A 25,301-nucleotide genomic window follows, 5' to 3' on the forward strand; every position below is an offset into this window, starting at 1 on the left:
TGGCCTCATCGCCCGCGCTGGCCTATCAAGGGCGCAGCTCTCACACTCAAAGTCCGACAAAGGCTTCCCATGACCCGCATCATCCAGTCGCTTTCCGAGATCTCGCAGAATTACGAGGCGGCCTTCGTCGACCTCTGGGGCTGCGTGCATGACGGCGTGAAGGCCTTTCCCGCCGCCATCGAGGCGCTGCGCGGTTTCCGCGCCCGGGGCGGCACCGTGGTGCTGCTGACCAACGCCCCGCGCTCGCGCCACGAGGTGGTCAAGCAACTCGAGGGTTTCGGCGTGCCCGAGGACGCCTGGGACAATATCGCCACCTCCGGCGACAGCGCCCGCGTCGCCATGTTCCGCGGTGAGGTCGGCCAGAAAGTCTACTTCATGGGCACGCCCTTCGATGAGCCCTTCTTCGAGCCGATCAAGTTGCTCGAGAACCCGCTGCCGATCGAGCGCGTCGCGCTGGAAGAGGCCGAAGGCATCGTCTGTTGCGGTCCGTTCGATCCGCATGCGGATCCCTCGGAGCTGCGCCCGCAGCTGCTCTACGCCAAGCAAAAGGGCATGAAACTGCTCTGCGCGAACCCCGACATCGTCGTCGACCGCGGCGAGACCCGCGAATGGTGCGCCGGCGCGGTGGCGCAGCTCTACACCGAGATGGGCGGCGAGAGCCTCTATTTCGGCAAACCGCATCCGCCGGTCTATGACCTCGCGCGCCGCCGGCTCGCCGAGATCGACCGCAGCGTGCCCGACAGCACGATCCTGTGCATCGGCGACGGCATTCGCACCGACATCCTCGGTGCGGTGGGCGAGGACATCGACTCGCTGTTCATCACGGGCGGGCTCGCGGCCAAGGAAACGAAGACCGACGAACAGCCCGAGGCCGAGGCGCTCGAACGCTACCTCGCCGACCAGCAAATGGAACCGACCTATTCGATTGGCTTCCTACGCTGAAAAATACAAATTCTCCTCTTGATTTTCTGCGGTCGCGAAGTAATAAAATTACTCAATGATCCAATTCAGTCGCAGTTTTATTACCGGACCGCAGATCATGGAGGAGAAGATGCTCGACAACCTGCCCCGCGGGACGATCTGCATCGAGGACATCGAGATGGGTATGTCCCGGCACCTGCGCAAAGAGGTGACCGACCGCGACATCGCGCTTTTTGCCGAGATCTCAACCGACCACAACCCGGTCCACCTCGATGACGCCTACGCGCAGGATACGATCTTCGAGGGGCGCATCGCCCATGGCATGCTCACCGCAGGGCTGATCTCGGCGGTGATCGGCGAGCAGCTTCCCGGCCACGGAACGGTCTATCTTGGCCAGACTCTGAAGTTCATCGCCCCCGTCCGCCCCGGCGACACGGTGCTCGCCGAGGTCACGGTCCGCGAGATCGATTTTTCAAAACGCAGGGTCATGTTGGACTGCAAATGCTCGGTCGACGGAAAACCGGTGCTGGTTGGCGAGGCCAAGGTGCTCGCGCCCTCGCGGAAGTTCGACTGACCGGTCGCTTTCTCCGCACCATCAATGTCTTGCCGGGGGCGCCGCCGCGAGCCATGCTACGGTTCACCTAGCGGAAGGACTGACCCATGCCCCGAATTCTCGGCCTCAGCGGCAGCCTGCGCGCCGCCTCCTACAACGCCGGCTTGCTGCGCGCCGCCATGGAGCTGGCGCCCGAAGACTGCCCGGTGCTGCCCGGCTCGATCCACGAGGTGCCGCTTTTCAACGCCGACGAAGAGGCCGCCGAGGGGCTGCCCGTGGCGGTGAAGACCTTGCAGGCGCAGTTGGCGGAGGCCGATGGGCTGCTGCTGGTCACCCCCGAGTACAACGGCGGTATTCCGGGCGTTTTCAAGAATGCCATCGACTGGATGTCACGCGGCGAGGGCGGCAAAGCGTTCAAGGGCAAGCCGGTGGCGATCATCGGCGCGTCGCCCGGCGGGTTCGGGACAATCCTGTCGCAGACGCATTGGCTGCCCGTGCTGCGCGCATTGGGGGCGCAACCTTGGCTTGGCGCAAAACTGATGGTGTCGCGCGCGGGTAAATCCTTTGATGCGCAGGGCACCCTCACCGACAGCGCCGTGCGCGAGCAGCTGCAGGCCTATCTCGCGAGCTTCGCCGCGAGTCTCGACTAAGACCTCCTTGGGTGGCCCCGGCAGGCTCTGCGCCTGCCGATCACGCCTCGTGACACGCGGCCTCCGTCTGGCGCGACGTCATCGGGAAAATCTGCCGCGGAGCGTCTAGACGACCGGTCTATTTTAACTACATAGCTCCCCATGACCGAGTCGAGCAAATCCGAAGCAACACGCAAGAAGATCCTGGCCAGCGGCCGCGAGCTTGTCCTGAGGGGCGGCTTCACCGGCGTGGGCCTGTCGCAAATCCTCAAGGAAAGCGGCGTGCCCAAGGGGTCGTTCTACTATTATTTCGCTTCCAAGGAGGCCTTCGGCTGCGCCCTGCTCGAGGACTACGTCTCCGAATATCTCGAGAGATTTGATGCCCTCGCGGAGACCCCGGGCAGCGCTGGCGACCGGCTCGCAGCCTATTGGGACTCCTGGCTCGGCGAGGACGCCTCGGCGGGACTGGCGTCACGCTGCCTTGTGGTCAAGCTCGCCGCCGAGATCGCCGACCTCTCGGACGACATGCGCCGGGTGCTCGACGACGGGGTCTCTGACCTTGTTGCGCGCCTCGCCGCGCTGCTGATTGAAGGCGCCGAGGATGGCTCGCTGCGGCCGCTGCCCGACCCCGAGGGCGCGGCGGGCGGAGCCTACGCGCAATGGCTTGGCGCGGCGATCCTTGCCAAGCTCTCGCAGAGCGACGCGCCCTTGCGGCAGGCTCGCGCCGACACCGTGCGCCGCCTCTTCCCCGACACTCCCTGACCCCTGTTTTTGACACGAAGGACCCCGACATGCGTGCTGCATATCACGACGTTTTTGGCGACCCCGCCGAAGTGATGCTCTTTGGCGAGATGGAGACGCCCAAGCCCGGTCCGGGCGAGGTGCTGATCAAGACCATCCTGTCGCCGATCCACAATCACGACCTGTGGACGATCCGCGGCCAATACGGCTACGTCCCCGAGTTGCCCGGCGAGATCGGCGGCTCCGAGGCGGTCGGCATGGTCGCCGCCCTTGGCGAGGGCGTCGACAAGGCGTTGCTCGGCCAGCGCGTTTCGGTCGGCGGCGTGCACGGCAGCTGGGCCGAGTTCTTCGTCGCCAAGGCGGCGACGCTCGTGCAACTGCCCCAGAGCATCCAGGACGAGGACGCGGCGCAGCTCATCGCCATGCCGTTCAGCGCCATCGCCCTGCTCGACTCGCTCAAGGCCGGCGAAGGCGACTGGCTTGTGCAGACCGCGGCCAATGGCGCTGTCGGCAAGATCATGGTGAGCCTTGCGAAGGCGCGCGGCATCAACCTGTTGAACCTCGTGCGCCGCGCCGATGCGGTCGAGGAAATGAAGGCGCTCGGCGCCGAACACGTCCTCTCCACCGCCGACGAAGGTTGGCTCGACACCGCCAAGGCGCTGATCGGTCCCGCGGGCGCGGTCTCGGCCATTGACTCCGTCGGCGCCGAGCTGGGCATGGCGCTGGCCGCGCTGCTGGGCAAGGACGGGGAATACGTGGTCTTCGGCACGGCGACCGGCGCACCGCTTCAGCTGCCGAGCGGTGAAATGATCACCAAGCACTTGGCCGTTCGCGGCTTCTGGGCCTCGCGCGTGTTCGGCGAGATGAACAGCGAGACGCAGGTGCGCCTGCTGACCGAATTGGTGACCCTGGCGGCGCAAGGCAAGCTGGCGCTCGACGTGGGCAGCGTTTTCGACCTGGAGCAGGTCACCGAGGCGATGCACGCAGCCCAGACGCCCGCCCGCAGCGGCAAGATCCTGCTGCGGGCCTGACCCGCGGCGCTTGCCCCTGATACAAGGCCCCTCGCCCGAACCGGCGGGGGGTCTTTTTCGTGTGACGCGCCGCTCGGCCCTGCGTGGCGCGGGGCGCGGCATTCGGGGCGCAGTCGCCGCGTGATCCCCGAGGCGCGCACCGCTTCCCCTTGACCTTCGCCCCGGCGCCGCGTTTCTCCGGCAGGCGGCCACCGCGCCGCCGGGTCCACGCCCCGCCGCATCCGCCGCACAGCAGAAAGAGCCCCATGGATTACGTCACGCTATTCGCCGTCATCGCCGCCGCCGGCACGGTGGCCGGAATCATCTCGGGTCTTCTGGGCGTGGGCGGGGGGATCATCCTCGTGCCGGCCTTCTATTACGTCTTCACCGGCCTCGGTTATCACCCCGAGCAGCTGATGCAGATCTGCGTCGCCACCTCGACCGGCACGATCATCGTGACCTCGCTGCGCTCGGTCACCTCGCATCACAAGCGGGGCGCGGTGAGCCTCGAGTTGATCAAGGGGTGGGGGCCGTTCATCGCCATGGGCTCGGTGCTGGGCGTTCTGGCCGCGACCGTGCTGCACAGCGACCAGCTGCTGCTGGTCTTCGGCGTGATCGGCGTCTGCCTCGGGCTCTACATGCTGCTCGGCAAGAAGACCTGGCGGATCTCCGAGACCCTGCCGGGGCGCGGGCTGAGCGCGCTCTACGGCGGCATCATCGGCTTCTTCTCGGCGCTGATGGGCATTGGCGGAGGCAGCTTCACCGTGCCGCTGCTGACCGCCTACAACGTGCCGCCGCACCGTGCCGTTGGCACCTCGCCCGGCTTCGGGCTGCTGATCTCGATCCCCGGGTTCATCGCTTTCCTGCTGACCGGCTGGGGGATCACCGGCAAGCCGCCGGGCACCGTGGGCTACGTCAATTTGCCCGCCGTTCTGCTGATCATGGTGACCTCGCTGCTCACCGTGCCGATCGGTGTGAAGCTGGCGCACAGCCTGAGCCCGGCCCGGCTCCGGCTGGTCTTTGCGATCACCGTGCTGGTGCTGGCCGGGAACATGCTCCGCAAGGCGCTGGTGGGCTGAGCCTGTCGGGCCGACGCCTCATCCCTCGGCGAGGCGCTGGACCATCCAGGCATCGAGACGGCGTTGAGGCTGGTGGACTGCCCCTCGCCCGAGATCGCGCCCGGCCAGCCCTTCAGCCCTTCAGCCCCAGGTCGGGTGGAACTTACCGCCCGGAGAGAGGGTGAAGATCTCGGCCCCGTCGACGGTCACGCCAACCGAATGCTCGAACTGCGCCGAGAGCGACTTGTCGCGGGTCACGGCGGTCCAGTCGTCGGCGAGCACCTTTGTCTCGGGACGGCCGAGGTTCACCATCGGCTCGATGGTGAAGAACATGCCTTCCTCGAGCATCGGCCCGGTGCCGGCTCGGCCATAGTGCAGCACGTTGGGCGCGGCGTGGAACACCCGGCCGAGACCGTGACCGCAGAAATCGCGCACCACCGACATGCGCTGCGATTCGACATAGCTCTGGATGGCATGGCCGATGTCGCCGAAGGTGTTGCCCGGCTTCACCGCCTCGATGCCCATCATGAGCGAGTCATGGGTCACCTGGATCAGCCGCTCGGCCTTGCGCGAGAGCTTGCCGGCCACGTACATGCGGCTGGTGTCGCCGTACCAGCCGTCGACGATCACCGTGACATCGACGTTGAGGATGTCGCCATCCTTCAGCTTCTTGTCGCCGGGGATGCCGTGGCAGACCACGTGGTTGATCGAAATGCAGCTGGCGTGCTGATAGCCCTTGTAGCCGATCGTGGCCGAAACCGCGCCCGCCTCTTCGACCGCACCGCGGATGAAGTCGTCGATCTCGGCCGTGGTGCGACCGGGCTCGACCAGCGGCGCGAGATCGTCGAGGATCTTCGCGGCCAGCGCGCCGGCCTTCTGCATGCCGGCAAAATCGGCGGTTTCGTGAATGCGGATGCCGTCGCGGGTGAGACGGCCGCTCGTGTCATTTCGCAAGACGGGGCGCTCCATGGGTCTCTTCCCTTCAATACTTAATGCGTATTGCGCTCCATTGCCAGAGGATGGCAGGGGAACGCAATGGCATGTCCCGGAGTTAAGTCCCGCGATGCGGGCCGCGGCGCCGATCCTGCCAGCCAGGGCATCGCCCGAAGACCGCCTGAAGGGGATCAGGCAGACCCGACCCAAAGACGTGCCGGACGCAGCGGCGCGCAAGAAAGCCGCAAGGCGCAGAAAAGGACCGACGAGGGACAATGGACAGTATCAACGAAGTCATGAACACCGAGATCTACAACGGCACGTCGCTTTCCGACGTGTTCACGCTGGACTTCATGGCCAGCGTTCTCGGCAACGTGGTGGCAGCCATCGTGCTGCTGCTGGTGGGGCTTTTCATCGGCCGCTGGGTCAAGGGCCGGATCACCGCGATGTCGGCGCGCAGCGCCCGGCTCGATGACACGCTCTTCAACTTCCTCGGGAATATCGCGCGCTACGTGGTGTTGATCTTCACCATCCTTGTTGTGCTCAACACTTTCGGCGTGCAGACCACCTCGATCATCGCCGCGCTCGGCGCTGCCGGCCTTGCCGTCGGGCTCGCGCTTCAGGGCACCCTGTCGAATGTCGCAGCGGGGGTGATGATCATCATCTTCCGCCCGATCAAGCTGGGCGATTTCGTTTCGGTGGCCGGGGTCTCGGGGACGGTCAAGGACATCACCCTCAACACCACCGAGCTTGCCAGCCTCGGCAACACGCAGATCATCGTGCCGAATTCCGAAGTCTGGGGCAACGTCATCGAGAACTATTCGATCTACAAGACTCGCCGCGCGGAATGGACCTTTGGCGTCGGCTACGGCGCAAACCTCGCCACCGCCGAGCGGGTGATCCGCGAGACCATCATGGCCGATCCGCGCTCGCTGAACGATCCCGAACCCTTCATCCAGGTCAACGCGCTGAACGACAGCTCGGTCGATTTCCTGGTGCGCGTCTGGGTCGGGAGCGGCGACTATTTCGCCTATCAGGCCGACATGAAGCGCAAGGTCAAGGAAGCGCTGGACGCCAATGGCGTCGACATCCCCTTCCCCACCCGCACGCTGCACCTCTCGCGCGACGAGGATGCCGAGGTGGCCGCGGAGCCGCGTTCGCGACTGGCCTGAGTCCCTTGATGGCATCGGCGGATGGGGCACCGTCCCGTCCGCTTTGGAAGACTCCCGCGGGACGTTTGAACCTAGAGGGGGACGCGCCGGACGCTTCAGGGCGCGCGGAACGGCAGTGGCGCGCCGAGGGTGATTTCCTCGGGCGTGATCCGGCAGCCGAGCGCGAGAACCTCGACCCCCGCCGCGCGCGCGCTGGCGAAAGCCGCAGCATAGGCGGGATCGATGTCGGAGGCGAGCGTGACCACCTCGGCATCGGTGCGCTGCACCAGATAGAGCATCACGGCGCGGTGGCCCTGCTGGACCATCGCGGCGAGTTCCGCGAGATGCTTGGCCCCGCGCGCCGTGACGCTGTCGGGGAACTCGGCGAGGCCCGGGCTGCGCGAAAGGGTCACCGATTTCACCTCCACGTAGCAGTCCCGGCGGGCCGCCCCGGTGAGCAGGAAGTCGATGCGGCTTTTCTCGCCATATTTCACCTCGGGGCGGACGGTCTCGTAGCCCTCCAGTCCCCCCACCTGCCCGGCCACGAGCGCGGCGCGCAGCACGCGGTTGGGCACACCGGTGTCGACGCCAATGAAGGCGCCGCCCTCGTGCTCGATCAGCCGCCACGCGTATTTCAGCTTCCGCTTCGGATCCTCGTTTGGCTCGAGCCAGATCCGGCTCTCGGGTTCGGCCATGCCAAGCATACTGCCCGGATTGGCCACATGGGCGGTGATCTCTGAGCCATCCTCGAGCCGGCAATCGGCGAGGAAACGCTTATAGCGGCGCAGCAGGCGGGCGGGGATGAGCGGGGTCTCGAAACGCATGGGCGTGCTATAGCGGGACCGGTGACGGGCGCAAGCCGGCGGTCAACTCCGCGCGGCCACCACCACCTCGCAGCCCCAATCGGCGCAGGCCGCGGCAAGGCCGGGCTCGAGCGGGGCGTCGGTGAGGAACTTGTCTATCTCCGCCAGCGAGGCAATGCGCGCCGGGGCGCTGCGCTTGAACTTCGACTGGTCGGCCACAAGGTAGGTGCGGCGCGACTGTCGCAGGATGGCGCGGCTGACGCCGACTTCCTGCAGGTCGAAGTCGAGGATGTCGCCCTCGGCGTCCAGCGCCGAACAGCCGATCACCGCGAGGTCGAACTTGAACTGGCGGATGCTCTCGGTCGCCAGCGCGCCGATGAGCCCGCCGTCGGTGCGGCGCAGGCTGCCGCCGCTGACCAGCACCTCGCAATCGGGATTGGCGACGAGGATATTGGCGACGTTCATATTGTTGGTCACCACCATCAGCCCCTTGTGATGCAAGAGTTCGCGCGCCACCGCCTCGGTGCTGGTGCCGATGTTGAGGAACAGCGAGATGCCGTGCGGGATGCGCGCGGCGCAGGCACGGGCGATGCCAGTCTTGGCCTCCATGTTGAGATGGCGCCGTTCCTCATAGCCGATGTTCATCGTACCCGAGGGCAGCACCGCTCCGCCGTGCACCCGGTCGAGCCGCCCGGCGTCCGCCAGATCGCTCAGGTCGCGGCGGATGGTCTGCAGCGTGACACCGAAGTGCTGCGCCAGCCCTTCGACGGTGACCTTGCCGTCGCGGCGGGCGATCTCGAGAATCTCCGGGTGGCGCAGGGACTGGGACATGGGTGTTCGGTTTCTTTCGCTTTATCCTGACTCGGGCAGAAAAACCGCAAATCTTCGCCGGTTCCAGAGGATTCGTTTCTGCATCTGCATGGTCTGAACCAAAGATTGCGACAGAAGTGCGCGATTATAATAGGAAATCTCCACGCGTTCTTGAACGAAAAAAAACGAAAACAAATTCCTTGCGTGAATGCGCGGTCCAGGTTTAGCCTGCCCCCAACGTGAAAGAGGCTCCCGTGCGCAAGACCACCCCCGATACCCCTGCAGATCTTTTCGTCATCGGTGGCGGCATCAACGGATGCGGCATCGCCCGGGACGCGGCCGGGCGCGGCGCTTCCGTGCTGCTGGCCGAGATGGGCGATCTCGCCTCGGCGACTTCCTCGGCCTCGACCAAACTGTTCCACGGCGGGCTGCGCTATCTCGAGTATCTCGAGGTGCGGCTGGTGCGCGAGGCACTGGTCGAGCGCGAGGTTCTGCTGCGCGCCATGCCGCACATAAGCTGGCCGATGCGTTTCGTGCTGCCCTACCACAGGGACATGCGCTTCGAGAGCGAGACGCCGATCTCCAAGATGCTCGGGCTGGCGATGCCCTGGATGAAGGGGCGCCGTCCGGCGTGGCTGATCCGCATGGGGCTGTTCATGTACGACCACCTCGGGGGACGGAAGATCCTGCCGGGCACGGCGACACTCTCGCTGAAGGGCGCGAAGGAGGGCGCGCCGCTGCAGCCGCGCTTCGAGCGCGCCTATGAATATTCCGACTGCTGGGTCGAGGATTCGCGGCTGGTGGTGCTCAACGCGCGCGACGCCGAAGCGCGCGGCGCGACGATCATGACCCGAACCAAGGTCACCCACGCACAGCGCGACGGCGCGCTCTGGCGGATCGAGACCAAGGACGCCGAAACCGGCGCGAAAGCGACGCATTACGCGAAGATGCTCATCAACGCGGGCGGTCCCTGGGTCGGCGACGTGATCCATGACAAGATTGACCTGCCATCGCGCGAGGGCGTCCGGCTGGTCCGTGGCAGCCATATCGTGACCCGACGGCTCTACGACCACGACAAGTGCTACTTCTTCCAGGGCACCGACGGGCGGATCATCTTCGCGATTCCCTACGAGCGCGATTTCACCCTGATCGGCACCACGGATGCCGAGCATAAAGACCCGGATCGCCGCCCGGTCTGCACCCCCGAGGAACAGGCCTATCTGATCAATTTCGCCAACCAGTATTTCGCGCAGTCGATCTCGGATAAGGACGTGGTCTGGACCTACTCCGGCGTGCGGCCGCTCTATGACGACGGCGCCTCCAGCGCCACGGCGGCGACGCGGGATTACACGCTGAAAGTGGACGCGGAGGGCGGCGCACCGGTGCTGAATGTCTTCGGCGGCAAGATCACCACCTATCGGCGGCTGGCGGAAAGCGCGCTCGAGAAGATCGGCGAACATGTTACCTTGAAGTCCGGCCCCTGGACTGCGGGCGTTGCGATGCCCGGCGGGGATTTCCCGGTCGACGGCTTCGACGCTCTTGTGCAAGCTCTGACCGAGAAATATCCTTTTCTCGGAGAGGTTTGGGCGCGCCGGCTCGCGCGCGCCTACGGCACCGAGGCAGAAACCCTCTTGGGGGAGGCAATAAGCGCTGCGGATCTCGGGAGGGCATTCGGCGCGACTCTCACCGAGGCGGAAGTGATCTGGCTGATGCGGCAGGAGTTCGCCCGCACGGCCGAGGACGTGGTGTGGCGACGCACCAAGCTCGGGCTGCGCCTGAGCGAGGAGGAGATATCGGCGCTGGACGGCTGGATGACATCCCGCCGCGAAAGGGCCGACGCCGCCGAATAGCACGGCGGAGACATACGGCGCGGGGAGGAGGACCTTATGTCGCTGGAACTGAAGGGCGTTTCAAAGATCGTCGAGGGGCAGACCCATATCGCCCCCACCGATCTGACGCTCGCGAATGGCACGATGAACGTGCTGCTGGGCCCGACCCTGTCGGGCAAGACGTCGCTGATGCGGCTGATGGCGGGGCTTGATGCGCCCTCTACCGGCAAGATTTTCTGGGAAGGCAAGGACGTCACCGGGATGCGGGTGCAGGACCGCAAGGTGGCCATGGTCTACCAGCAGTTCATCAACTATCCCTCGATGACCGTCTACCAGAACATCGCCTCTCCGATGAAGCTGATGGGTGTCGACAAGGCCGAGATCGACCGCCGGGTGCGCGAGAGCGCCGAGTTGATGAAGCTGACCCCCTTCCTCGAGCGCAAGCCTTTGGAACTATCGGGCGGCCAGCAGCAGCGCTGCGCGCTGGCGCGGGCGCTGGTGAAGAACGCCGGACTGGTGCTTCTGGACGAGCCGCTTGCCAACCTCGACTACAAGCTGCGCGAAGAGCTTAGGGTGGAAATCCCAAAGATATTCGAGGCTTCCGGCTCGATCTTCGTCTATGCCACAACCGAACCCGAGGAAGCGCTCCTGCTTGGCGGGCACACCGCGACTCTTTGGGAGGGGCGCGTGACGCAGTTCGGCCCGACGCCGCAGGTCTACCGCCAGCCGCTGGACGCGACCACCGCGCGCGTCTTCAGCGACCCGCCGATGAACTTCCTGCAGATCTCCAAGACCGGCGACCGGCTCATGTTCGGCGAGGGCCAGAGCGCGCCAGCCACCGGCAAGCTCAAGGATTTGCCCGACGGGCGCTACATGGCGGGCTTCCGGCCCAACCACCTGGAGATCCGGAAACACGATCCCGACGCGCTGCACTTCCGCACCGAGCTTCAGGTGAGCGAGCTCACGGGCTCAGAGACCTTTGTCCACCTCGATCACCACGGCGAGCGCTGGGTGGGGCTGGTGGGCGGCGTGCACGACCTGCCGCTCGGCAAGCCTCTGGATGTCTGGCTGTCGCCGCGGCACGTCTACGTCTTCGGCGAGAACGGCGATCTGGTCGCCCCCGCCGCCTATGCGCAAGCTGCCTGAGGAGGAGGCGATATGGCCAAGATAACGCTAGACAATCTCGCTCACTCCTACATGGCGAACCCGCGCGGAGAAGAGGATTTCGCGCTCAAGCAGATGACCCACGACTGGGACGATGGCGGCGCCTATGCGCTGCTCGGCTCCTCGGGCTGCGGCAAGTCCACGTTGCTCAACATCATCTCGGGTCTGCTGATCCCCTCGCAGGGCCGCGTGCTCTTTGATGGGCAGGACGTGACCCATGCCCCGACCGCCGAGCGCAACATCGCGCAGGTGTTCCAGTTCCCGGTGGTCTACGACACGATGACCGTGCGCGACAATCTGGCCTTCCCGCTGCGCAACCGCGGCCGCGACGAGGCCTATGTCGCCGAGCGGGTGCAGGAGATCGCGCGGATGATCGGCATGGAAGACCAGCTGCGCCGCAAGTGCAGCGGGCTCACCGCCGATGCCAAGCAGAAGATCAGCCTCGGGCGCGGCATGGTGCGCAAGGACGTGAACGCGCTGCTCTTCGACGAGCCGCTGACGGTGATCGACCCGCACATGAAGTGGGAACTGCGCACCCAGCTCAAGAAGCTGCACCATGATTTCGGCCACACGATGATCTACGTCACCCACGACCAGACCGAGGCGCTGACCTTCGCCGACAAGGTGGTGGTGATGTACGACGGCCGCGTCGTGCAGATCGGCACGCCCGAGGAGCTCTTCGAGCGGCCCGAGCACACTTTCGTCGGCTATTTCATCGGCTCGCCGGGGATGAACGTAATCCCCGCCAAGGTCGAGGGCAGCCGTGGCTACATCAACGGTTCGGACTTCGACCTCGGCGCCGGCTATCGGGCAATGGACGGAAAGGTCGAGATCGGCGTGCGCCCCGAGTTTGCCCGGCTGAGCGCCACCGAGGGGCTCCCAGTCAAGATCCGCCGGGTCGAGGACGCCGGGCGGCACAAGATCATCCGCGCCGAGTTCTTCGGCCATGACATCAACATCGTCGCCGGCGAGGACGAGAGCATCGGGCCCGACATGACCCGCGTGCGCTTCGATCCCGCCCACGTCAACGTCTACCGCGACGACTGGCGCGTCGCACCCTCGGGGGAGGCTGCCTGATGAACAAGACCGTCAATCACAAGGCATGGTTCCTCGTGCTGCCAGTGCTGGTGCTGGTGGCTTTCTCGGCGGTGATCCCGCTGATGACCGTGGTCAACTACTCGGTGCAGGACACCTTCGGGAACAACCAGTTCTTCTGGGCCGGGCTCGAATGGTTCGACGAGATGCTGCATTCCGACCGGATGTGGAATGCGCTCGGTCGGCAGCTCATGTTCTCTGGGATCATCCTCGCCATCGAGGTCCCCTTGGGCATCTTCGTCGCGCTCAACATGCCGAAGTCGGGCTTCTGGGCGTCGTTCTGTTTGGTGCTGATGTCGCTGCCGCTGCTCATCCCGTGGAACGTGGTGGGCACCATCTGGCAGGTCTTCGGACGGGTCGACATCGGCCTGCTGGGCCGGACGCTGGCGTCGATGGGCATCAACTACAACTACACGCAGAGCACGCTGGCCGCCTGGATCACCATCGTCGTCATGGACGTCTGGCACTGGACCTCGCTGGTGGCGCTGCTGGCCTATGCGGGCCTCAAGTCGATCCCCGACGCCTATTACCAGGCGGCCAAGATCGACCAGGCCAGCCGCTGGAAGGTGTTCCGCTACATCGAGCTGCCGAAGATGGCGGGGGTGCTGATGATCGCCATCCTGCTGCGCTTCATGGACAGTTTCATGATCTACACCGAGCCCTTCGTGGTCACCGGCGGGGGTCCGGGCAATGCCACGACGCTGCTGTCGATCGACCTCGTGAAGATGGCGCTTGGGCAGTTCGACCTTGGCCCGGCGGCGGCCTTCTCGATCATGTACTTCCTGGTGATCCTGCTGATTTCCTGGGTGTTCTATACCGTGATGACCAACCTCGACAAAAAGGGGATGTGAGATGACCGACACCACCCTCGCCCCCGCCGCCAGCCGGTCGCGCAGCCTGCCGCGGATCAACGGGCGCGCCATCGTCATGACGCTCTACCTGCTCTTCCTGCTCTTGCCGATCTACTGGCTGCTCAACATGAGCCTGAAGACCAACACCGAGATCCTCGGCAGCTTCACGCTCTGGCCGCGCAACCTGACCTTCGCTAACTACGCGACGATCCTCACCGATCCGAGCTGGTACTCGGGCTACATCAACTCGCTGATCTACGTGGTGATGAACACGGTGATCTCACTCTCCGTGGCGCTGCCGGCGGCCTACGCCTTCTCGCGCTATCACTTCATGGGCGACAAGCACCTGTTCTTCTGGCTGCTGACCAACCGCATGGCGCCGCCGGCGGTCTTCGCCCTGCCCTTCTTCCAGCTCTACAGCTCGATCGGGCTCTTCGACACGCATATTGCCGTGGCGCTGGCGCATTGCCTCTTCAACGTGCCGCTGGCGGTCTGGATCCTCGAGGGCTTCATGCGTGGCGTGCCCAAGGAAATCGACGAGACCGCCTATATCGACGGCTACAGCTTCGGCGGCTTCTTCCTGAAGATCTTCATGCCGCTGATCTCGTCCGGCATCGGCGTCGCTGCCTTCTTCTGCTTCATGTTCTCCTGGGTCGAGCTGCTGCTGTCGCGCACGCTGACCACGGTGGATGCAAAGCCCATCGCCGCCACCATGACCCGCACCGTCTCGGCCTCGGGGCTCGACTGGGGTGTGCTGGCGGCGGCGGGGGTGCTGACCATCATCCCGGGGGCGCTCGTGATCTGGTTCGTTCGCAACTACATCGCCAAGGGCTTTGCCCTGGGCCGGGTCTGAGAGGAGATCGACATGGACTGGATGGCATGGACCTGGCCCACAGCGGCCTTCTTTCTGACCATCGCGGCGCTGCTGGTGATCTTCACCGTGCTGGCGATCCGCTTTCCCGAGACCCCGCAGCGCGGGATCCTCGGCATCGAGACCACGCGCGGGGACCGGCTCTTCATCACGCTGCTGGGCTCGGCCTTCATCAATCTCGCCTGGCTCGGCCTTGTCGGCCAGGCGCAGCCGGCGGCGCTTGTCGTCTGCCTTATCTACGCGGCGGCGGTGTTCCGCTGGGTCTGAGACCCCCGAGGACGCCGGCCCGGGCTGGAGGTGCACGGACCGCCGAAAGAGAATAAATGGTTCAATAAGGGAGGAAACCATGAACCTTAAGAGATCAACCGCCATGGCGCTTGCGCTCGGCCTGCTGAGCGGGCCGGCCTTCGCCGACATGGAGGCGGCCACGGCCTTCCTCGACGCGGAGATCGGCGATCTGTCGACCCTCTCGCGCGCCGACCAGGAAGCCGAGATGCAGTGGTACATCGACGCGGCCCAGCCGTTCCAGGGCATGGAGATCAAGGTGGTCTCGGAAACGATCACCACCCACGAGTACGAAAGCCAAGTGCTCGCCCCGGCCTTCGAAAAGATCACCGGCATCAAGATCACCCATGACCTCATCGGCGAGGGTGACGTGGTCGAGAAGCTGCAGACCCAGATGCAGTCGGGCGAGAACATCTACGACGCCTATGTCAACGACAGCGATCTCATCGGCACCCACTGGCGCTACCAGCAGGTGCGCAACCTGACCGACTGGATGGCGAACGAGGGCGCGGACGTCACCAGCCCGACGCTGGATCTGGACGATTTCATCGGCACCCAGTTCACCACCGCCCCCGACGGCAAGCTCTACCAGCTGCCCGACCAGCAGTTCGCCAACCTCTACTGGTTCCGTTACGACTGGTTCACAGATCCCGACATCATGGCCGAGTTCAAGGAAAAGTACGGCTACGAGCTGGGCGTGCCGGTCAACTGGTCGGCCTATGAGGACATCGCGGAGTTCTTCACCGGTCGCAATATCGACGGGCAGGAAATCTTCGGCTCGATGGACTATGGCAAGAAGGACCCCTCGCTCGGCTGGCGCTACACCGACGCGTGGATGTCGATGGCCGGGATGGGCGACAAGGGCGAGCCGAACGGCCTGCCGGTCGACGAATGGGGCATCCGGGTGAACGACAAGTCGCAGCCCGTGGGCGCCTGCATGGCGCGCGGCGGCGCGGCCAACAGCCCGGCAGCGGTCTATGCCGTCGACAAGGCGATCGAGTGGCTCAACAAGTACTCGCCCCCCTCGGCCATGGGCATGACCTTCTCCGAGGCGGGCCCGGTCCCGGCGCAGGGCAACATCGCCCAGCAGATGTTCATGTACACCACCTTCGTCGCCTCGCTGGTCGAACCCGGCCTGCCGGTGATGAATGAGGACGGCACGCCGAAGTGGCGCCTCGCCCCCTCGCCGCATGGCGTCTACTGGGAAGACGGCATGAAGGTTGGCTATCAGGATGTGGGCTCCTGGACGCTGATGAAGTCCACGCCCGAGGACCGCGCCAAGGCCGCCTGGCTCTACGCGCAGTTCGTCACCTCCAAGACCGTGGACGTGAAGAAGAGCCACGTCGGTCTCACCTTCATCCGCGAGAGCACCATCCAGGACGAGAGCTTCACCGACCGCGCGCCGAACCTCGGCGGTCTCGTGGAATTCTACCGCTCGCCCGACCGCGTGCGCTGGTCGCCCACCGGCACCAACGTGCCGGACTACCCCAAGCTCGCGCAGCTCTGGTGGCAGAACATCGGTGACGCCATGTCGGGTGCCAAGTCCGCGCAGGACGCACTCGACAGCCTCTGCTCGGACATGGAAAAGGTGATGGAGCGCCTCGAGCGCGCCGGCATCCAGGGCGATCTGGGCCCGGTGATGAACGAGGAGAAGGATCCGCAGGAGTGGCTCGATACCGCAGGCTCGCCGAAGCCGAAGATCGAGAACGAGCGCGAGGAGCCGAAGACTGTCGCCTACGACGAGCTCGTCGCCTCCTGGAACTGAGCTAACTGCGCGGGGGCGGGCCATGGCCTGCCCCCGCTTTCTCGTCTCCGCCATGGCCAAGCGGGGCCATCGCCGATACGAGTCGGGCAAGACACTGATCCCGGACGCAAAACTCCGGGACGACGATCGCGCAGGCCGAGCCCCGCGCGTCCAAACGGGACTGACGACACACAGGAAGGCCGAAGACAGACATGACCCTCATCCTCGCCATCGACCAGGGCACCACCTCCTCGCGCGCGATCCTCTTTGATGACAAGCTGCAGGTCGTCGCCTCGGCGCAGGAGGAGTTTCCGCAGCACTTCCCGCAAAGCGGCTGGGTCGAGCACGACCCGCTCGACCTTTGGTCCACCACCGCTGCCACCTGCCGCGCCGTCGTGGAAAAGGCGGGCGTCGGCGCGGATGACATCGCCGCCATCGGCATCACCAACCAACGCGAGACCACCGTGGTCTGGGACAAGACCACCGGCAAGCCGATCCACAACGCCATCGTCTGGCAGGACCGCCGTACCTCCGAGATGTGCCGGGCCCTGCGCGACGAGGGCTTCGAGGAAACGGTGACCGAAAAGACCGGCCTGCTGCTCGACCCCTATTTCTCGGCAACCAAGCTGGCGTGGATCCTCGACAACACCCCCGGCGCGCGCGAAAAGGCCGAGGCGGGCGAGCTGCTTTTCGGCACGGTCGACAGCTGGCTCGTCTGGAAGCTGACCGGCGGCGCGGTGCATGCCACCGATGCCACCAACGCCGCCCGCACCATGCTCTACAACATCCGCGAAGGCCGTTGGTCGGAAGCCATCTGCAAGCGCCTGAATATCCCGACCAACATGCTCCCCGAGGTGCGCGACTGCGACGCCAACTTCGGCGACTGCCGGGCTGATCTCTTCGGCCGCCCGATCCCGATCCTCGGCATCGCGGGCGACCAGCAGGCGGCGACCATCGGTCAGGCCTGCTTCACCCCCGGCATGGTGAAATCCACCTATGGCACCGGCTGCTTTGCGCTGCTCAACACCGGCGAGACGCCGGTCGTTTCGCAGAACCGCCTGCTGACCACCATCGCCTACCGCATCGACGGCAAGACCACCTACGCGCTCGAAGGCTCGATCTTTGTCGCTGGCGCGGTGATCCAATGGCTGCGCGACGGGCTCAAGGTGATCCGCGATGCCGCGGAAAGCCAGCCGCTGGCCGAGGCCGCCGACGAGGCGCAGGAACTCGTTCTGGTCCCCGCCTTCACCGGTCTCGGCGCGCCCTATTGGAACGCCGACTGCCGGGGGGCCATCTACGGGCTCACCCGCAACTCCGGCCCCGCCGAATTCGCCCGCGCCGCACTGGAAAGCGTCGGCTACCAGACCCGCGACCTCATCGAGGCGATGAAGGCCGACTGGGGTGCCGAACATGGCGACGCCGAAATGGCGGCGCTGCGGGTGGATGGCGGGCTCAGTGCCTCGGACTGGGGGATGCAGTACCTGTCGGACATCCTCGACGCGCCGGTCGAACGGCCCACGGTGCTCGAAACCACCGCCATGGGTGCGGCGTGGCTCGCCGGTCAGAAGGCCGGGATCATGCCGGGGATGGAGGAGTTTGCCAACGCCTGGGCCCGCGATGCGCGCTTCGAGCCGAAGATGGACCCCGCCGTGCGCGAGCGCAAATACGCGGCCTGGAAACGCGCGGTCGAGGCGACCATCGGTTTCGGCTCCCCAAACGGCTGAGCCGCGCCGGGCGAGATCAGAGGATCTCGCCCCCGTCGATCACCAGCGCCAGCCCGGTGACAAAGGCCGAGCGGTCCGAGGCAAGGTAGAGGATGCCCTCGGCGATTTCCTCGGTGCTGGCCCAGCGGCCCATCGGGATGGTGTCGGCGACATAGCTCTCGAGCGCCGCGCGCCCGCCCATCTGCTTCTCGAAACCCAGGTTGAAGGGCGTATCCACGAACCCCGGGCAAAGCGCGTTGAAGCGGATCCTCTCGCGCGCGTAATCCACCGCCATCTGCTTCACCATGGCCACGGCGGCGTGCTTGGTGGTGGCGTAAGAGACCATGCCCCGGTCATACTGGCAGCCCGAGTTCGACGCGGTGATGATCACCGACCCGCCCCCCTGCGCCCGCATGTGCGGGATCACAGCCCGCGAGGCGACGAAATGCGCCCGCACGTTCAGCGCCCAGGCGGCATCCATCTGCGCAGGGGTGACCTCTTCGACCTTGCCCTCGATCTGGATGCCCGCGTGGCTGTGCAGCACGTCGAGCCTACCGTGGTCCTTTGCGACCCGCTCGATCAGCCCCTCGACCGCCGCATCGTCGCGCACATCAAGGCCCTGCGCCATGCCGCGACCGCCCGCGGCGTCGATCTCGGCCAGAGTCTCGGCGGCGAGATCCTCGCGCAGATCGGTCACCACCACATAGGCCCCCTCGCGGGCCATGGCCACGGCCCCGGCGCGGCCGATCCCGGATCCGGCGGCGGTCACCAGCGCGACACGGTCTTTCAGCATGGGTCTCTCCTGAAGTCTTGAGTTAGCGGCGCGCGTGCGCCTGAGAGCGCCGCAGCAGAAGCTGCGCGGCGATCAGCATGAGCAGCGAGGCAGCCATCACCATGGTGCCGATCGCGTTGATCTCGGGGGTGACGCCGCGGCGGATCGACGAGAAGACGTAGATCGGCAGCGTCGTCTCGGCGCCCGCGACGAAGAAGGCGATGATGAAATCGTCGAAGCTGAAGGTGAAGGCGAGCAGGAAACCCGCGAGGATCGCCGGCAGGATCTGCGGAAAGGTCACCTGCCAGAAGGTGCCCATAGGCGTGGCACCAAGATCACTCGACGCCTCGATCAGCGCCCCGTCCAGCGTCTCCATCCGCCCGCGCACCAGCAGCACCACCAGCGACATGGTGAAGAGACCATGCGCGCCGATCAGCGAGCCGGTGCCGAGCGAGAGCTTCCAGCCGGTCAGCGCCTCGAGCCAGGGGTTCACCAGATCGAAGACCGACACCAGCGCGATGAGGGTCGCGATGCCGATGACGATGCCGGGGATCATCACCGCGATCTGCACCAGGAGGTCAAAGACCTTGCGGGCGCGTCCGCGCATCCCGGTCAGCGCCAGCGCCGCCATGGTGCCCACCACCGTCGCCAGCACCGCCGACAGGAAGGCGACACGCACCGAGGTCCAGAGCGCCTCCATCACGAAGGGATTGTTCAGCGCGCGCCCGTACCATTGCAGCGAGAAGCCCTGCATCTGCGAGGCCGAGCGCCCCGCCGAGAAGGAGAACAGCGCGATGATGCCGATCGGCAGGTAGAGAAAGGCGTAGACCGCCCAGGCGTAAAGTCTCATGGGTGCCTCCGGAGGATTACATCAGGCCGACATCGTCGCGGCTCGCGCCGAAGCGCTTCACGAGGCGGGTGTAGATGCCGACGGTGATCAGCATGATGACCACCAGCCCGACCGCCACCGCCGAGCCGAAGGCCCAGTTGCGCGACTGCAGGAAGAGATCGACCAGCGCATTGCCGACAAAGAAGACCTTGCCGCCGCCAAGGATCGCGGGGATCAGGAACTCGCCCATCAGCAAGATGAACACCAGCATCGAGCCGGTCAGAACGCCGGGCATCGACAGCGGCAGGGTGATCTGCAGGAAGGCGCGCCAGGGCGGCGTGCCGAGGTCGGCCGCCGCCTCGAGAAGCCGCTTGTCGAGCTTTTCGAGCGCCACGTAGATCGGGAAGACCATCAGCGGCAGGTAGCCATAGACGATGCCCACCAGCACTGCGAAGGGCGTGTTGAGCAGCCGCACGTCATCGAGGCCGATGGTCTCGAGCAGTGCCGGGATGCCCTTGCCGCCAAGCAAGAAAATCCATGCGTAGGAGCGGATGAGGATCGATGTCCAGAACGGCACGATCACCAGCACCAGCAGCATGGTCTTCCACTTGGGCGAGACCTTGACCGCCAGGAAATAGGCCAGCGGATAGGCGATGAGCAGCGAGGCCAGCGTGCCCACCGGCGCCAGCGTCAGCGTGTTGCGGAAGGCCGCGAACCGCGCCGGCAGGTTGGCATATTGCTCGAAGGTGAAGCCGGGCGCGTAGCCGCCGATGGCGCTGCGCTCGCCGAAAGAGAAGATCAGGACGACGGCCAGCGGCAGCAGCAACATCGCCGCGTACCACAGCCCTGCCGGTGTCAGCAGCAGCGCCCGCGCCCGTGATTGGGTCATGGCCATCGTCCTGTCTCCGTCTTCTGTCTTACGCCGACTTGAAGCGCGCCATCAGCTCGGCGCGGTTCGGGTCGGTCAGGGTCACCGCCGCGCCGAACTCCAGCGGGCTGAGCGCTTCGGCGGCCGGGTAGATGATCGGATCGTTCAGCAGCTCTTCGGGCAGCAGTGCGTTGGTGCGGCTGTCGGCCACCGGGTAGCCATGGGCAAGCGCCTCCTTGGCGTTCACCTCCGGCGACAGCAGGAAGTTGATCAGCGCGTAGGCGGCCTCCTTGTGGGGCGCGTCCTTGGGAATGGCGTAATAGTCCGACCAGATCTCGCCGCCTTCCTTGCCGAGCGCGAAGCCGATCTCCGGCATGTCGGTGTTCATCTGCTTGCCGTCACCGGTCCAGCACATGGTCAGCCAGGCATCGCCGTTGCGCATCGCCGGCTGGTAGTCCGACGAGATCGCGTAGAGGTGCGGCTTGACGTCGATCAGCAGCTTCTCGGCCTGAGCCAGTTCCTCGGGGTCTACCGAGTTGAACGAGAAGCCGTGGTAGCACAGTGCGTTGCCGATGGTGGTGAGCTGATAGTCATGCACCATCACCCGGCCGTCCCACTTGTCGCGCGCCCCGTCGAAGAAGGCCTTCCAGCTGTCCACAACACCGCCGGTCTTGTCGGAGTTGAAGGCGATGCCGGTGGTGCCCCAGTTCTTCGGCACGCCGTAGACGACACCGTCGATGGTGCCCGCGTCCGAGAAGCGCTTCTCAAAAGCCGCCGCGTCGAAGTTCGGAATCTTGCTCAGGTCGAGCGGCTCGATCAGGTCGGCCTCGACATAGGTCGGGATGGCGTAGTTGGTGGGCACGAAGACGTCCCAGCCCGAGCCGCCGGCTTGGATCTTCGCCAGCATTTCCTCGTTCGAGCCGAAGACGTTGACCTGCGTATAGGCGCCGGTCTCGTCGGTGAAGGCATCGAAGTTGGCCGGATCGTGGTAGTTCGGCCAGGTCGCCAGCACCACGCGGTCGCCGATGTCCTGGGCGCGGGCGCGGGTCGGCAGCAGGCCCGGCATGGCGCCGCCCATCACCGCCGCAGCGGTGCCTAGGCCGGTCACCCCGAGGAAGTGGCGACGGGTCACGGAGCCTTTCTGAAAGCGCCGCAGCTCTTCCATGAACGCCTTGCGCGAGATCGGCGTGTTGTCGTCTTTCATTTCGATTTTCCCTTGTTGGACTTTGACTTATCTGGATGTCTTCAGTCGTCGGCGGCGAGAACGAGACCCGTTCCCTCCGGCCAGAGCACGTGGACAGAGGCGCCCACGTCATGTCCGCCCAAGGCTCTTTCGGCCTGTCGCGGGATATTCACCTGAAGCGGTCCTATTCCATCGGCCGTCAGCAGGTATTCGGTGTGGCTTCCCAGGAAGGTGCGGTGGGTGATGCGCGCGGGGACAGCCGCTGTCCCCGCGGGGACAGCACTTTCGCGCAGCGCGAGAGCCAGCGCCTCGGGACGCACGGCGATCTCGGCCGAGGTGCGCGCGTCGCCGGGCTCGTCGCGCAGAACCACCTTGACGCCGTTGCCCAGCACCGCCTGCGCCATGCCGCCCTGACGGCCGGTGATCTGCCCCGAGACGATATTGGCCTTACCGACGAAATCGGCGACGTAGCGGCTGCGCGGGCGGTCGTAGAGCTCCTGCGGGGTGCCCACCTGCGCGATCCGGCCCTTGCCCATGATGCAGATGCGGTCGGACATCGCGAGCGCTTCCTCCTGATCGTGGGTGACCAGCACGAAGGTGATCCCGAGGCTGCGCTGCAACTCCAAGAGCTCGCGTTGCATCTCGCCGCGCAGCTTGGCGTCAAGCGCGGCCATGGGTTCGTCGAGCAGCAGGATCTGCGGCTCGTTGACGATGGCCCGCGCCAGCGCCACGCGCTGCTGCTGGCCGCCCGACATCTCCCAGATCCGGCGCGGGCCGAAATCGGTCAGCCGCACCGTGGCGAGCGCCTTGGCGACCTTGATCTCGATCTCGCGCTTCGGCAGGCGCGGGCGGCGCTGGCGCAGCCCGTAGCCGACGTTCTGCGCCACGGTCATGTGCGGAAAGAGCGCGTAGTGCTGGAAGACCATGTTGACCGGACGCTTGTGCGCAGGAACCGCCGAGACATCGCGCCCATCGATCAGCACTTCGCCCTCGGTCGGGCTTTCGAAGCCCGCCAGCATGCGCAGCGCTGTCGTCTTGCCGCAGCCCGAGGGACCAAGGAACGACAGGAACTCGCCGCGCCGGATGCGCAGATCGATGCGGTCGGCAGCCAGTACCTCGCCGAAGCGCTTGGTCGCGCCGACGAATTCCGCCACGGCCTCCGGCGCGCGGACGTGAGTGGTGGTGGCGTCGGTCATGTGCGGTTCCTGAATCATCGTGCTCCCCGGCCCGGCTTATCCCCTCTTGCCCGGCATGGCTGTTTCCCCTTGCGCCGAGCGGCATATGCCGTAATTTTAAAAAACGGTACAAAAACAGTAAATGGTTGTATATACCACAAAGGGCATAGATGGCTGGGAAATTTGACGTAGAAGGCTGGGTCGCGGCGAGTACAGAGGTCGTCTCTGCCATTGGCACCCCGCGCTTTCCGAAGGCGCTGACCGCGGCGATGCGCGCTGTCGTGCCCTTCGAGTTCACCGTCACATTCGCCTATTATAAGGACCGCCGACCTATTGATATCTATGACGATTTTCCCAGCGCCAAGCGGCGGGTCATGGTCGATGACTACCAGGAAGGCCCCTATCTTCTGGACCCGTTCTACCTCCACTCCGCCGCTCCCACGACGTCCCGGCTTGTGCGCCTGCGCGAGCTTGCGCCCGACCGTTTCTACCAAGCCGAATACTTCCGGAACTACTATGTGCAGACCGGGCTTGCCGAAGAAATAGGCTTTATCGTTGACGTTGGTGACGATGTAAGCGTCGTGATATCGGCGATGCGCGAGCTGAAGGCGTTCTCGGCGCGGGAATTCCGCGACTTCCAGACGATCTTTCCCTTCGTCGAAGCCTGCGCGAAGCGCCATTGGGCGGGGCTGATCGAGGACTTCGCCGGACAGCCGAGCAGCGAGGGGCCACGCCTGCCCAAGCTGATCGACGATGCCTTCCAAAGTTTCGGGCGCAACCTGTTGACCCCGCGCGAGGCGGAGATCGTTGAATACACGCTCAAGGGCCATTCCGCCGAGGCCACCGGCCACGCGCTGGGGATCGCCCCCGGCACGGTGCGCATCCACCGGCGAAATATCTACGGCAAGCTGGGGGTAAGCTCGCAGGGCGAGCTTTTCTCGCAGTTCATGGCCTCGCTCGAGGACCTCTGACGGGGGACGCGAGGTCGCGCGCTGCGGGATCCGCTGTGGTTCGGCGGTCCGGGGGGAAGGCGCCCTGCCCGTCGTGGCCCTGCCGCGGTCTCCCGCGCAGAAACATCAGGCCGTTCGGGTCAACGCCTGTTGCGAGGGCGGCCCGGACTTGCCGCGCACCACCAGTGCCCCGAGGGCCAAGAGCAGTGCGAGGTTCACCAGCCCGGCCATCGCGGCCACGCCGAAGGTCAGATCGTAGCTGCCGGTGCGGTCGAAGAACAGACCCCCGAGCCATCCGCCCAGCCCGTGACCGCCCCAGGCGAAGGCGATGACGATGCCGCTTGCGCTGGCGCGGAACCGGGCCGGGATCAGCGCACGGAGGGTGGTCAGCACCCCGGTCATCACCCCGGCATAGCCGAAGCCGTAGATGGGCGCGAAAAGGTAGAAGAGCCCGATATCGTCGATCTGGATGAAAACATAGACCAGCGCCGTCTGCCAAACGCTTGCCGCCAGATAGGCCGGCAGCGCGCCGATCATGTCCGCCAGCTTGCCGAAGGCGACACGGCCGGCGATGGCGGTCAGCATCATGACGAAAAGCACGCCCCCGGCTTCCGGCCCGGTCGCGCCGCAAAGCTCGACCAGCGGTGCGAGATGCATCAGGGGCACCGACATCAATGCGCAGCAGAAGATGACAGCAAGGCTCATCAGCACCACCACGACAGCGGGGTGGACGGCGGGCGCGTCTTTCTCGGCCTGAGCGCCGGCACCTTCCGCGGCGCTCGGCGCGCGGGCCAGCAGCGCAAGCGGCACCATGATGGCGAGCGAGGCGAGGCCGATGGCGACGAAGGCACCGCGCCAGCCGAAGGCGTCGATCAGCATGGCATTGGCGAGCGGGATGCCGCCCTGCCCCATGGCCTGCCCGGCCGAGACGATGCCGATGGCCAGCCCCGCACCGGTTCGAAACCAGTTGCCGACAAGGGCGAAGAGCGGCGCGAACAGCGCCCCGCCGCCAAGCGCGCCCGCCACGAAAAAGAGCGCATAGAGCTGCCAGAGCGTGCTGGCAAAACCCGCCGCGGTCACGCAGAGCCCGGTGACGACGGTTCCGGCCAGCACAACCTTGCGCGTCTCCATCCGGTCGGCCAGCCAGCCCATTGCGATGCCGCCGATGGCAAGACCGATAAGCCCCGCCGAGTTGATCAGGGCGATGTCGCCGCGGCTCCAGCCTTCGCTCTGCTCGAGCGGGGTGAAGAAGGCCGAGAGCCCATTGACGAGCTGCCCCATGGCCACCGCCAGCACCACCGAGGCGGCGCCCACGATGACCCAGCGGTAGCGGCCCGGCTGCGCGGGGGTATCCTTGCAGATCTCTTGCATCG

At 65.7% G+C, this 25,301-nt stretch carries 25 protein-coding genes; 16 read left to right on the forward strand and 9 right to left on the reverse strand.

Annotated elements, in window-relative coordinates; all coding sequences use genetic code 11:
* Positions 1-69 precede the first annotated feature (69 nt).
* The 6 genes from CEW88_RS17335 to CEW88_RS17360 all read left to right on the forward strand — a co-directional run bounded on the left by CEW88_RS17335 (position 70) and on the right by CEW88_RS17360 (position 4,933).
* The gene (locus CEW88_RS17335) at positions 70-942 is read left to right on the forward strand and encodes a TIGR01459 family HAD-type hydrolase (RefSeq protein WP_108969241.1); all 873 of its coding nucleotides are present in this window, start codon (positions 70-72) and stop codon (positions 940-942) included.
* 109 nt (positions 943-1,051) lie between these two features.
* Positions 1,052-1,495, forward strand: coding sequence for a MaoC family dehydratase (locus tag CEW88_RS17340; protein ID WP_108969899.1), 444 nt, complete (start codon positions 1,052-1,054; stop codon positions 1,493-1,495).
* A gap of 86 nt (positions 1,496-1,581) precedes the next feature.
* Positions 1,582-2,124 (forward strand): NADPH-dependent FMN reductase, encoded by a 543-nt coding sequence (locus tag CEW88_RS17345; protein WP_108969242.1) that lies wholly within the window; start codon positions 1,582-1,584, stop codon positions 2,122-2,124.
* Positions 2,125-2,265: 141 nt separating this feature from the next.
* A complete protein-coding gene (locus tag CEW88_RS17350) occupies positions 2,266-2,865 on the forward strand; it encodes a TetR/AcrR family transcriptional regulator (protein WP_108969244.1) in 600 nt (199 codons plus the stop codon).
* A 29-nt stretch (positions 2,866-2,894) separates the two neighbouring features.
* Positions 2,895-3,875 carry a zinc-binding dehydrogenase gene (locus CEW88_RS17355; RefSeq protein WP_108969246.1) on the forward strand — a complete coding sequence of 327 codons (981 nt, stop codon included), beginning with the start codon at positions 2,895-2,897 and terminating at the stop codon, positions 3,873-3,875.
* Positions 3,876-4,120: 245 nt separating this feature from the next.
* Positions 4,121-4,933 carry a sulfite exporter TauE/SafE family protein gene (locus CEW88_RS17360; RefSeq protein ID WP_108969247.1) on the forward strand — a complete coding sequence of 271 codons (813 nt, stop codon included), beginning with the start codon at positions 4,121-4,123 and terminating at the stop codon, positions 4,931-4,933.
* Positions 4,934-5,053: 120 nt separating this feature from the next.
* Here the strand turns inward: CEW88_RS17360 and map are convergent, their stop codons facing one another.
* Positions 5,054-5,881, reverse strand: coding sequence for a type I methionyl aminopeptidase (gene map / locus CEW88_RS17365; protein WP_108969249.1), 828 nt, complete (start codon positions 5,879-5,881; stop codon positions 5,054-5,056).
* Between the two features lie 239 nt (positions 5,882-6,120).
* On the opposite strand from map, the gene CEW88_RS17370 reads away from it, so the two are divergent.
* Positions 6,121-7,017, forward strand: coding sequence for a mechanosensitive ion channel family protein (locus tag CEW88_RS17370; protein ID WP_108969251.1), 897 nt, complete (start codon positions 6,121-6,123; stop codon positions 7,015-7,017).
* Positions 7,018-7,112: 95 nt separating this feature from the next.
* Here the strand turns inward: CEW88_RS17370 and sfsA are convergent, their stop codons facing one another.
* Positions 7,113-7,820 carry a DNA/RNA nuclease SfsA gene (gene sfsA / locus CEW88_RS17375; RefSeq protein WP_108969253.1) on the reverse strand — a complete coding sequence of 236 codons (708 nt, stop codon included), beginning with the start codon at positions 7,818-7,820 and terminating at the stop codon, positions 7,113-7,115.
* A gap of 42 nt (positions 7,821-7,862) precedes the next feature.
* Positions 7,863-8,630 carry a DeoR/GlpR family DNA-binding transcription regulator gene (locus CEW88_RS17380; RefSeq protein WP_108969255.1) on the reverse strand — a complete coding sequence of 256 codons (768 nt, stop codon included), beginning with the start codon at positions 8,628-8,630 and terminating at the stop codon, positions 7,863-7,865.
* Between the two features lie 233 nt (positions 8,631-8,863).
* On the opposite strand from CEW88_RS17380, the gene glpD reads away from it, so the two are divergent.
* The 8 genes from glpD to glpK all read left to right on the forward strand — a co-directional run bounded on the left by glpD (position 8,864) and on the right by glpK (position 18,172).
* A complete protein-coding gene (gene glpD / locus CEW88_RS17385; RefSeq protein ID WP_108969256.1) occupies positions 8,864-10,459 on the forward strand; it encodes a glycerol-3-phosphate dehydrogenase in 1,596 nt (531 codons plus the stop codon).
* 36 nt (positions 10,460-10,495) lie between these two features.
* The gene (locus tag CEW88_RS17390) at positions 10,496-11,584 is read left to right on the forward strand and encodes an ABC transporter ATP-binding protein (RefSeq protein ID WP_108969258.1); all 1,089 of its coding nucleotides are present in this window, start codon (positions 10,496-10,498) and stop codon (positions 11,582-11,584) included.
* A 12-nt stretch (positions 11,585-11,596) separates the two neighbouring features.
* On the forward strand, positions 11,597-12,679 hold the full coding sequence (locus CEW88_RS17395; protein ID WP_108969260.1) for an ABC transporter ATP-binding protein: 1,083 nt from the start codon (positions 11,597-11,599) through the stop codon (positions 12,677-12,679).
* A complete protein-coding gene (locus CEW88_RS17400; protein ID WP_108969261.1) occupies positions 12,679-13,548 on the forward strand; it encodes a carbohydrate ABC transporter permease in 870 nt (289 codons plus the stop codon). The genes CEW88_RS17395 and CEW88_RS17400 overlap by 1 nt, the downstream gene beginning before the upstream one ends.
* A 1-nt stretch (position 13,549) precedes the next feature.
* The gene (locus CEW88_RS17405) at positions 13,550-14,401 is read left to right on the forward strand and encodes a carbohydrate ABC transporter permease (RefSeq protein WP_108969263.1); all 852 of its coding nucleotides are present in this window, start codon (positions 13,550-13,552) and stop codon (positions 14,399-14,401) included.
* Between the two features lie 12 nt (positions 14,402-14,413).
* Positions 14,414-14,686, forward strand: coding sequence for a DUF2160 domain-containing protein (locus CEW88_RS17410; protein WP_108969264.1), 273 nt, complete (start codon positions 14,414-14,416; stop codon positions 14,684-14,686).
* Between the two features lie 79 nt (positions 14,687-14,765).
* Positions 14,766-16,469, forward strand: coding sequence for an ABC transporter substrate-binding protein (locus CEW88_RS17415; RefSeq protein WP_108969266.1), 1,704 nt, complete (start codon positions 14,766-14,768; stop codon positions 16,467-16,469).
* 191 nt (positions 16,470-16,660) lie between these two features.
* On the forward strand, positions 16,661-18,172 hold the full coding sequence (gene glpK / locus CEW88_RS17420; RefSeq protein ID WP_108969268.1) for a glycerol kinase GlpK: 1,512 nt from the start codon (positions 16,661-16,663) through the stop codon (positions 18,170-18,172).
* A gap of 16 nt (positions 18,173-18,188) precedes the next feature.
* On the opposite strand, the gene CEW88_RS17425 is transcribed toward glpK, so the two are convergent.
* Genes CEW88_RS17425 through CEW88_RS17445 form a run of 5 tightly spaced genes read right to left on the reverse strand, consistent with a single transcriptional unit; the run spans position 18,189 to position 22,999 of the window.
* Positions 18,189-18,944 (reverse strand): SDR family NAD(P)-dependent oxidoreductase, encoded by a 756-nt coding sequence (locus CEW88_RS17425; protein ID WP_108969269.1) that lies wholly within the window; start codon positions 18,942-18,944, stop codon positions 18,189-18,191.
* Positions 18,945-18,966: 22 nt separating this feature from the next.
* The gene (locus CEW88_RS17430) at positions 18,967-19,773 is read right to left on the reverse strand and encodes an ABC transporter permease (protein ID WP_108969271.1); all 807 of its coding nucleotides are present in this window, start codon (positions 19,771-19,773) and stop codon (positions 18,967-18,969) included.
* 16 nt (positions 19,774-19,789) lie between these two features.
* Complete coding sequence (locus CEW88_RS17435) at positions 19,790-20,647, reverse strand: ABC transporter permease (RefSeq protein WP_108969272.1); 858 nt, start codon at positions 20,645-20,647, stop codon at positions 19,790-19,792.
* Positions 20,648-20,669: 22 nt separating this feature from the next.
* Positions 20,670-21,824 carry an ABC transporter substrate-binding protein gene (locus tag CEW88_RS17440; protein ID WP_108969274.1) on the reverse strand — a complete coding sequence of 385 codons (1,155 nt, stop codon included), beginning with the start codon at positions 21,822-21,824 and terminating at the stop codon, positions 20,670-20,672.
* A 41-nt stretch (positions 21,825-21,865) separates the two neighbouring features.
* Complete coding sequence (locus CEW88_RS17445; RefSeq protein WP_108969901.1) at positions 21,866-22,999, reverse strand: ABC transporter ATP-binding protein; 1,134 nt, start codon at positions 22,997-22,999, stop codon at positions 21,866-21,868.
* A gap of 149 nt (positions 23,000-23,148) precedes the next feature.
* On the opposite strand from CEW88_RS17445, the gene CEW88_RS17450 reads away from it, so the two are divergent.
* Positions 23,149-23,949: a helix-turn-helix transcriptional regulator gene (locus CEW88_RS17450; protein ID WP_108969276.1), complete on the forward strand. Its 801-nt coding sequence runs from the start codon at positions 23,149-23,151 to the stop codon at positions 23,947-23,949.
* 105 nt (positions 23,950-24,054) lie between these two features.
* On the opposite strand, the gene CEW88_RS17455 is transcribed toward CEW88_RS17450, so the two are convergent.
* Positions 24,055-25,299 (reverse strand): MFS transporter, encoded by a 1,245-nt coding sequence (locus CEW88_RS17455; protein ID WP_108969277.1) that lies wholly within the window; start codon positions 25,297-25,299, stop codon positions 24,055-24,057.
* Positions 25,300-25,301 lie beyond the last annotated feature (2 nt).

This window comes from Alloyangia pacifica (assembly GCF_003111685.1).
Taxonomy (GTDB): domain Bacteria; phylum Pseudomonadota; class Alphaproteobacteria; order Rhodobacterales; family Rhodobacteraceae; genus Salipiger; species Salipiger pacificus_A.

What these genes read in the sequence shown, in the direction of transcription:
- CEW88_RS17455 (WP_108969277.1), bottom strand. Translation starts at nt 25,299, where the DNA reads ATGCAAGAGATCTGCAAGGATACCCCCGCGCAGCCGGGCCGCTACCGC.
- CEW88_RS17445 (WP_108969901.1), bottom strand. Translation starts at nt 22,999, where the DNA reads ATGACCGACGCCACCACCACTCACGTCCGCGCGCCGGAGGCCGTGGCG.
- CEW88_RS17335 (WP_108969241.1), top strand. Translation starts at nt 70, where the DNA reads ATGACCCGCATCATCCAGTCGCTTTCCGAGATCTCGCAGAATTACGAG.
- CEW88_RS17390 (WP_108969258.1), top strand. Translation starts at nt 10,496, where the DNA reads ATGTCGCTGGAACTGAAGGGCGTTTCAAAGATCGTCGAGGGGCAGACC.
- glpK (WP_108969268.1), top strand. Translation starts at nt 16,661, where the DNA reads ATGACCCTCATCCTCGCCATCGACCAGGGCACCACCTCCTCGCGCGCG.
- sfsA (WP_108969253.1), bottom strand. Translation starts at nt 7,820, where the DNA reads ATGCGTTTCGAGACCCCGCTCATCCCCGCCCGCCTGCTGCGCCGCTAT.
- CEW88_RS17340 (WP_108969899.1), top strand. Translation starts at nt 1,052, where the DNA reads ATGCTCGACAACCTGCCCCGCGGGACGATCTGCATCGAGGACATCGAG.
- CEW88_RS17380 (WP_108969255.1), bottom strand. Translation starts at nt 8,630, where the DNA reads ATGTCCCAGTCCCTGCGCCACCCGGAGATTCTCGAGATCGCCCGCCGC.
- map (WP_108969249.1), bottom strand. Translation starts at nt 5,881, where the DNA reads ATGGAGCGCCCCGTCTTGCGAAATGACACGAGCGGCCGTCTCACCCGC.
- CEW88_RS17345 (WP_108969242.1), top strand. Translation starts at nt 1,582, where the DNA reads ATGCCCCGAATTCTCGGCCTCAGCGGCAGCCTGCGCGCCGCCTCCTAC.
- CEW88_RS17440 (WP_108969274.1), bottom strand. Translation starts at nt 21,824, where the DNA reads ATGAAAGACGACAACACGCCGATCTCGCGCAAGGCGTTCATGGAAGAG.
- CEW88_RS17400 (WP_108969261.1), top strand. Translation starts at nt 12,679, where the DNA reads ATGAACAAGACCGTCAATCACAAGGCATGGTTCCTCGTGCTGCCAGTG.
- CEW88_RS17360 (WP_108969247.1), top strand. Translation starts at nt 4,121, where the DNA reads ATGGATTACGTCACGCTATTCGCCGTCATCGCCGCCGCCGGCACGGTG.
- CEW88_RS17350 (WP_108969244.1), top strand. Translation starts at nt 2,266, where the DNA reads ATGACCGAGTCGAGCAAATCCGAAGCAACACGCAAGAAGATCCTGGCC.
- CEW88_RS17405 (WP_108969263.1), top strand. Translation starts at nt 13,550, where the DNA reads ATGACCGACACCACCCTCGCCCCCGCCGCCAGCCGGTCGCGCAGCCTG.
- CEW88_RS17425 (WP_108969269.1), bottom strand. Translation starts at nt 18,944, where the DNA reads ATGCTGAAAGACCGTGTCGCGCTGGTGACCGCCGCCGGATCCGGGATC.
- CEW88_RS17430 (WP_108969271.1), bottom strand. Translation starts at nt 19,773, where the DNA reads ATGAGACTTTACGCCTGGGCGGTCTACGCCTTTCTCTACCTGCCGATC.
- CEW88_RS17410 (WP_108969264.1), top strand. Translation starts at nt 14,414, where the DNA reads ATGGACTGGATGGCATGGACCTGGCCCACAGCGGCCTTCTTTCTGACC.
- CEW88_RS17355 (WP_108969246.1), top strand. Translation starts at nt 2,895, where the DNA reads ATGCGTGCTGCATATCACGACGTTTTTGGCGACCCCGCCGAAGTGATG.
- CEW88_RS17395 (WP_108969260.1), top strand. Translation starts at nt 11,597, where the DNA reads ATGGCCAAGATAACGCTAGACAATCTCGCTCACTCCTACATGGCGAAC.
- CEW88_RS17415 (WP_108969266.1), top strand. Translation starts at nt 14,766, where the DNA reads ATGAACCTTAAGAGATCAACCGCCATGGCGCTTGCGCTCGGCCTGCTG.
- CEW88_RS17450 (WP_108969276.1), top strand. Translation starts at nt 23,149, where the DNA reads ATGGCTGGGAAATTTGACGTAGAAGGCTGGGTCGCGGCGAGTACAGAG.
- CEW88_RS17370 (WP_108969251.1), top strand. Translation starts at nt 6,121, where the DNA reads ATGGACAGTATCAACGAAGTCATGAACACCGAGATCTACAACGGCACG.
- CEW88_RS17435 (WP_108969272.1), bottom strand. Translation starts at nt 20,647, where the DNA reads ATGGCCATGACCCAATCACGGGCGCGGGCGCTGCTGCTGACACCGGCA.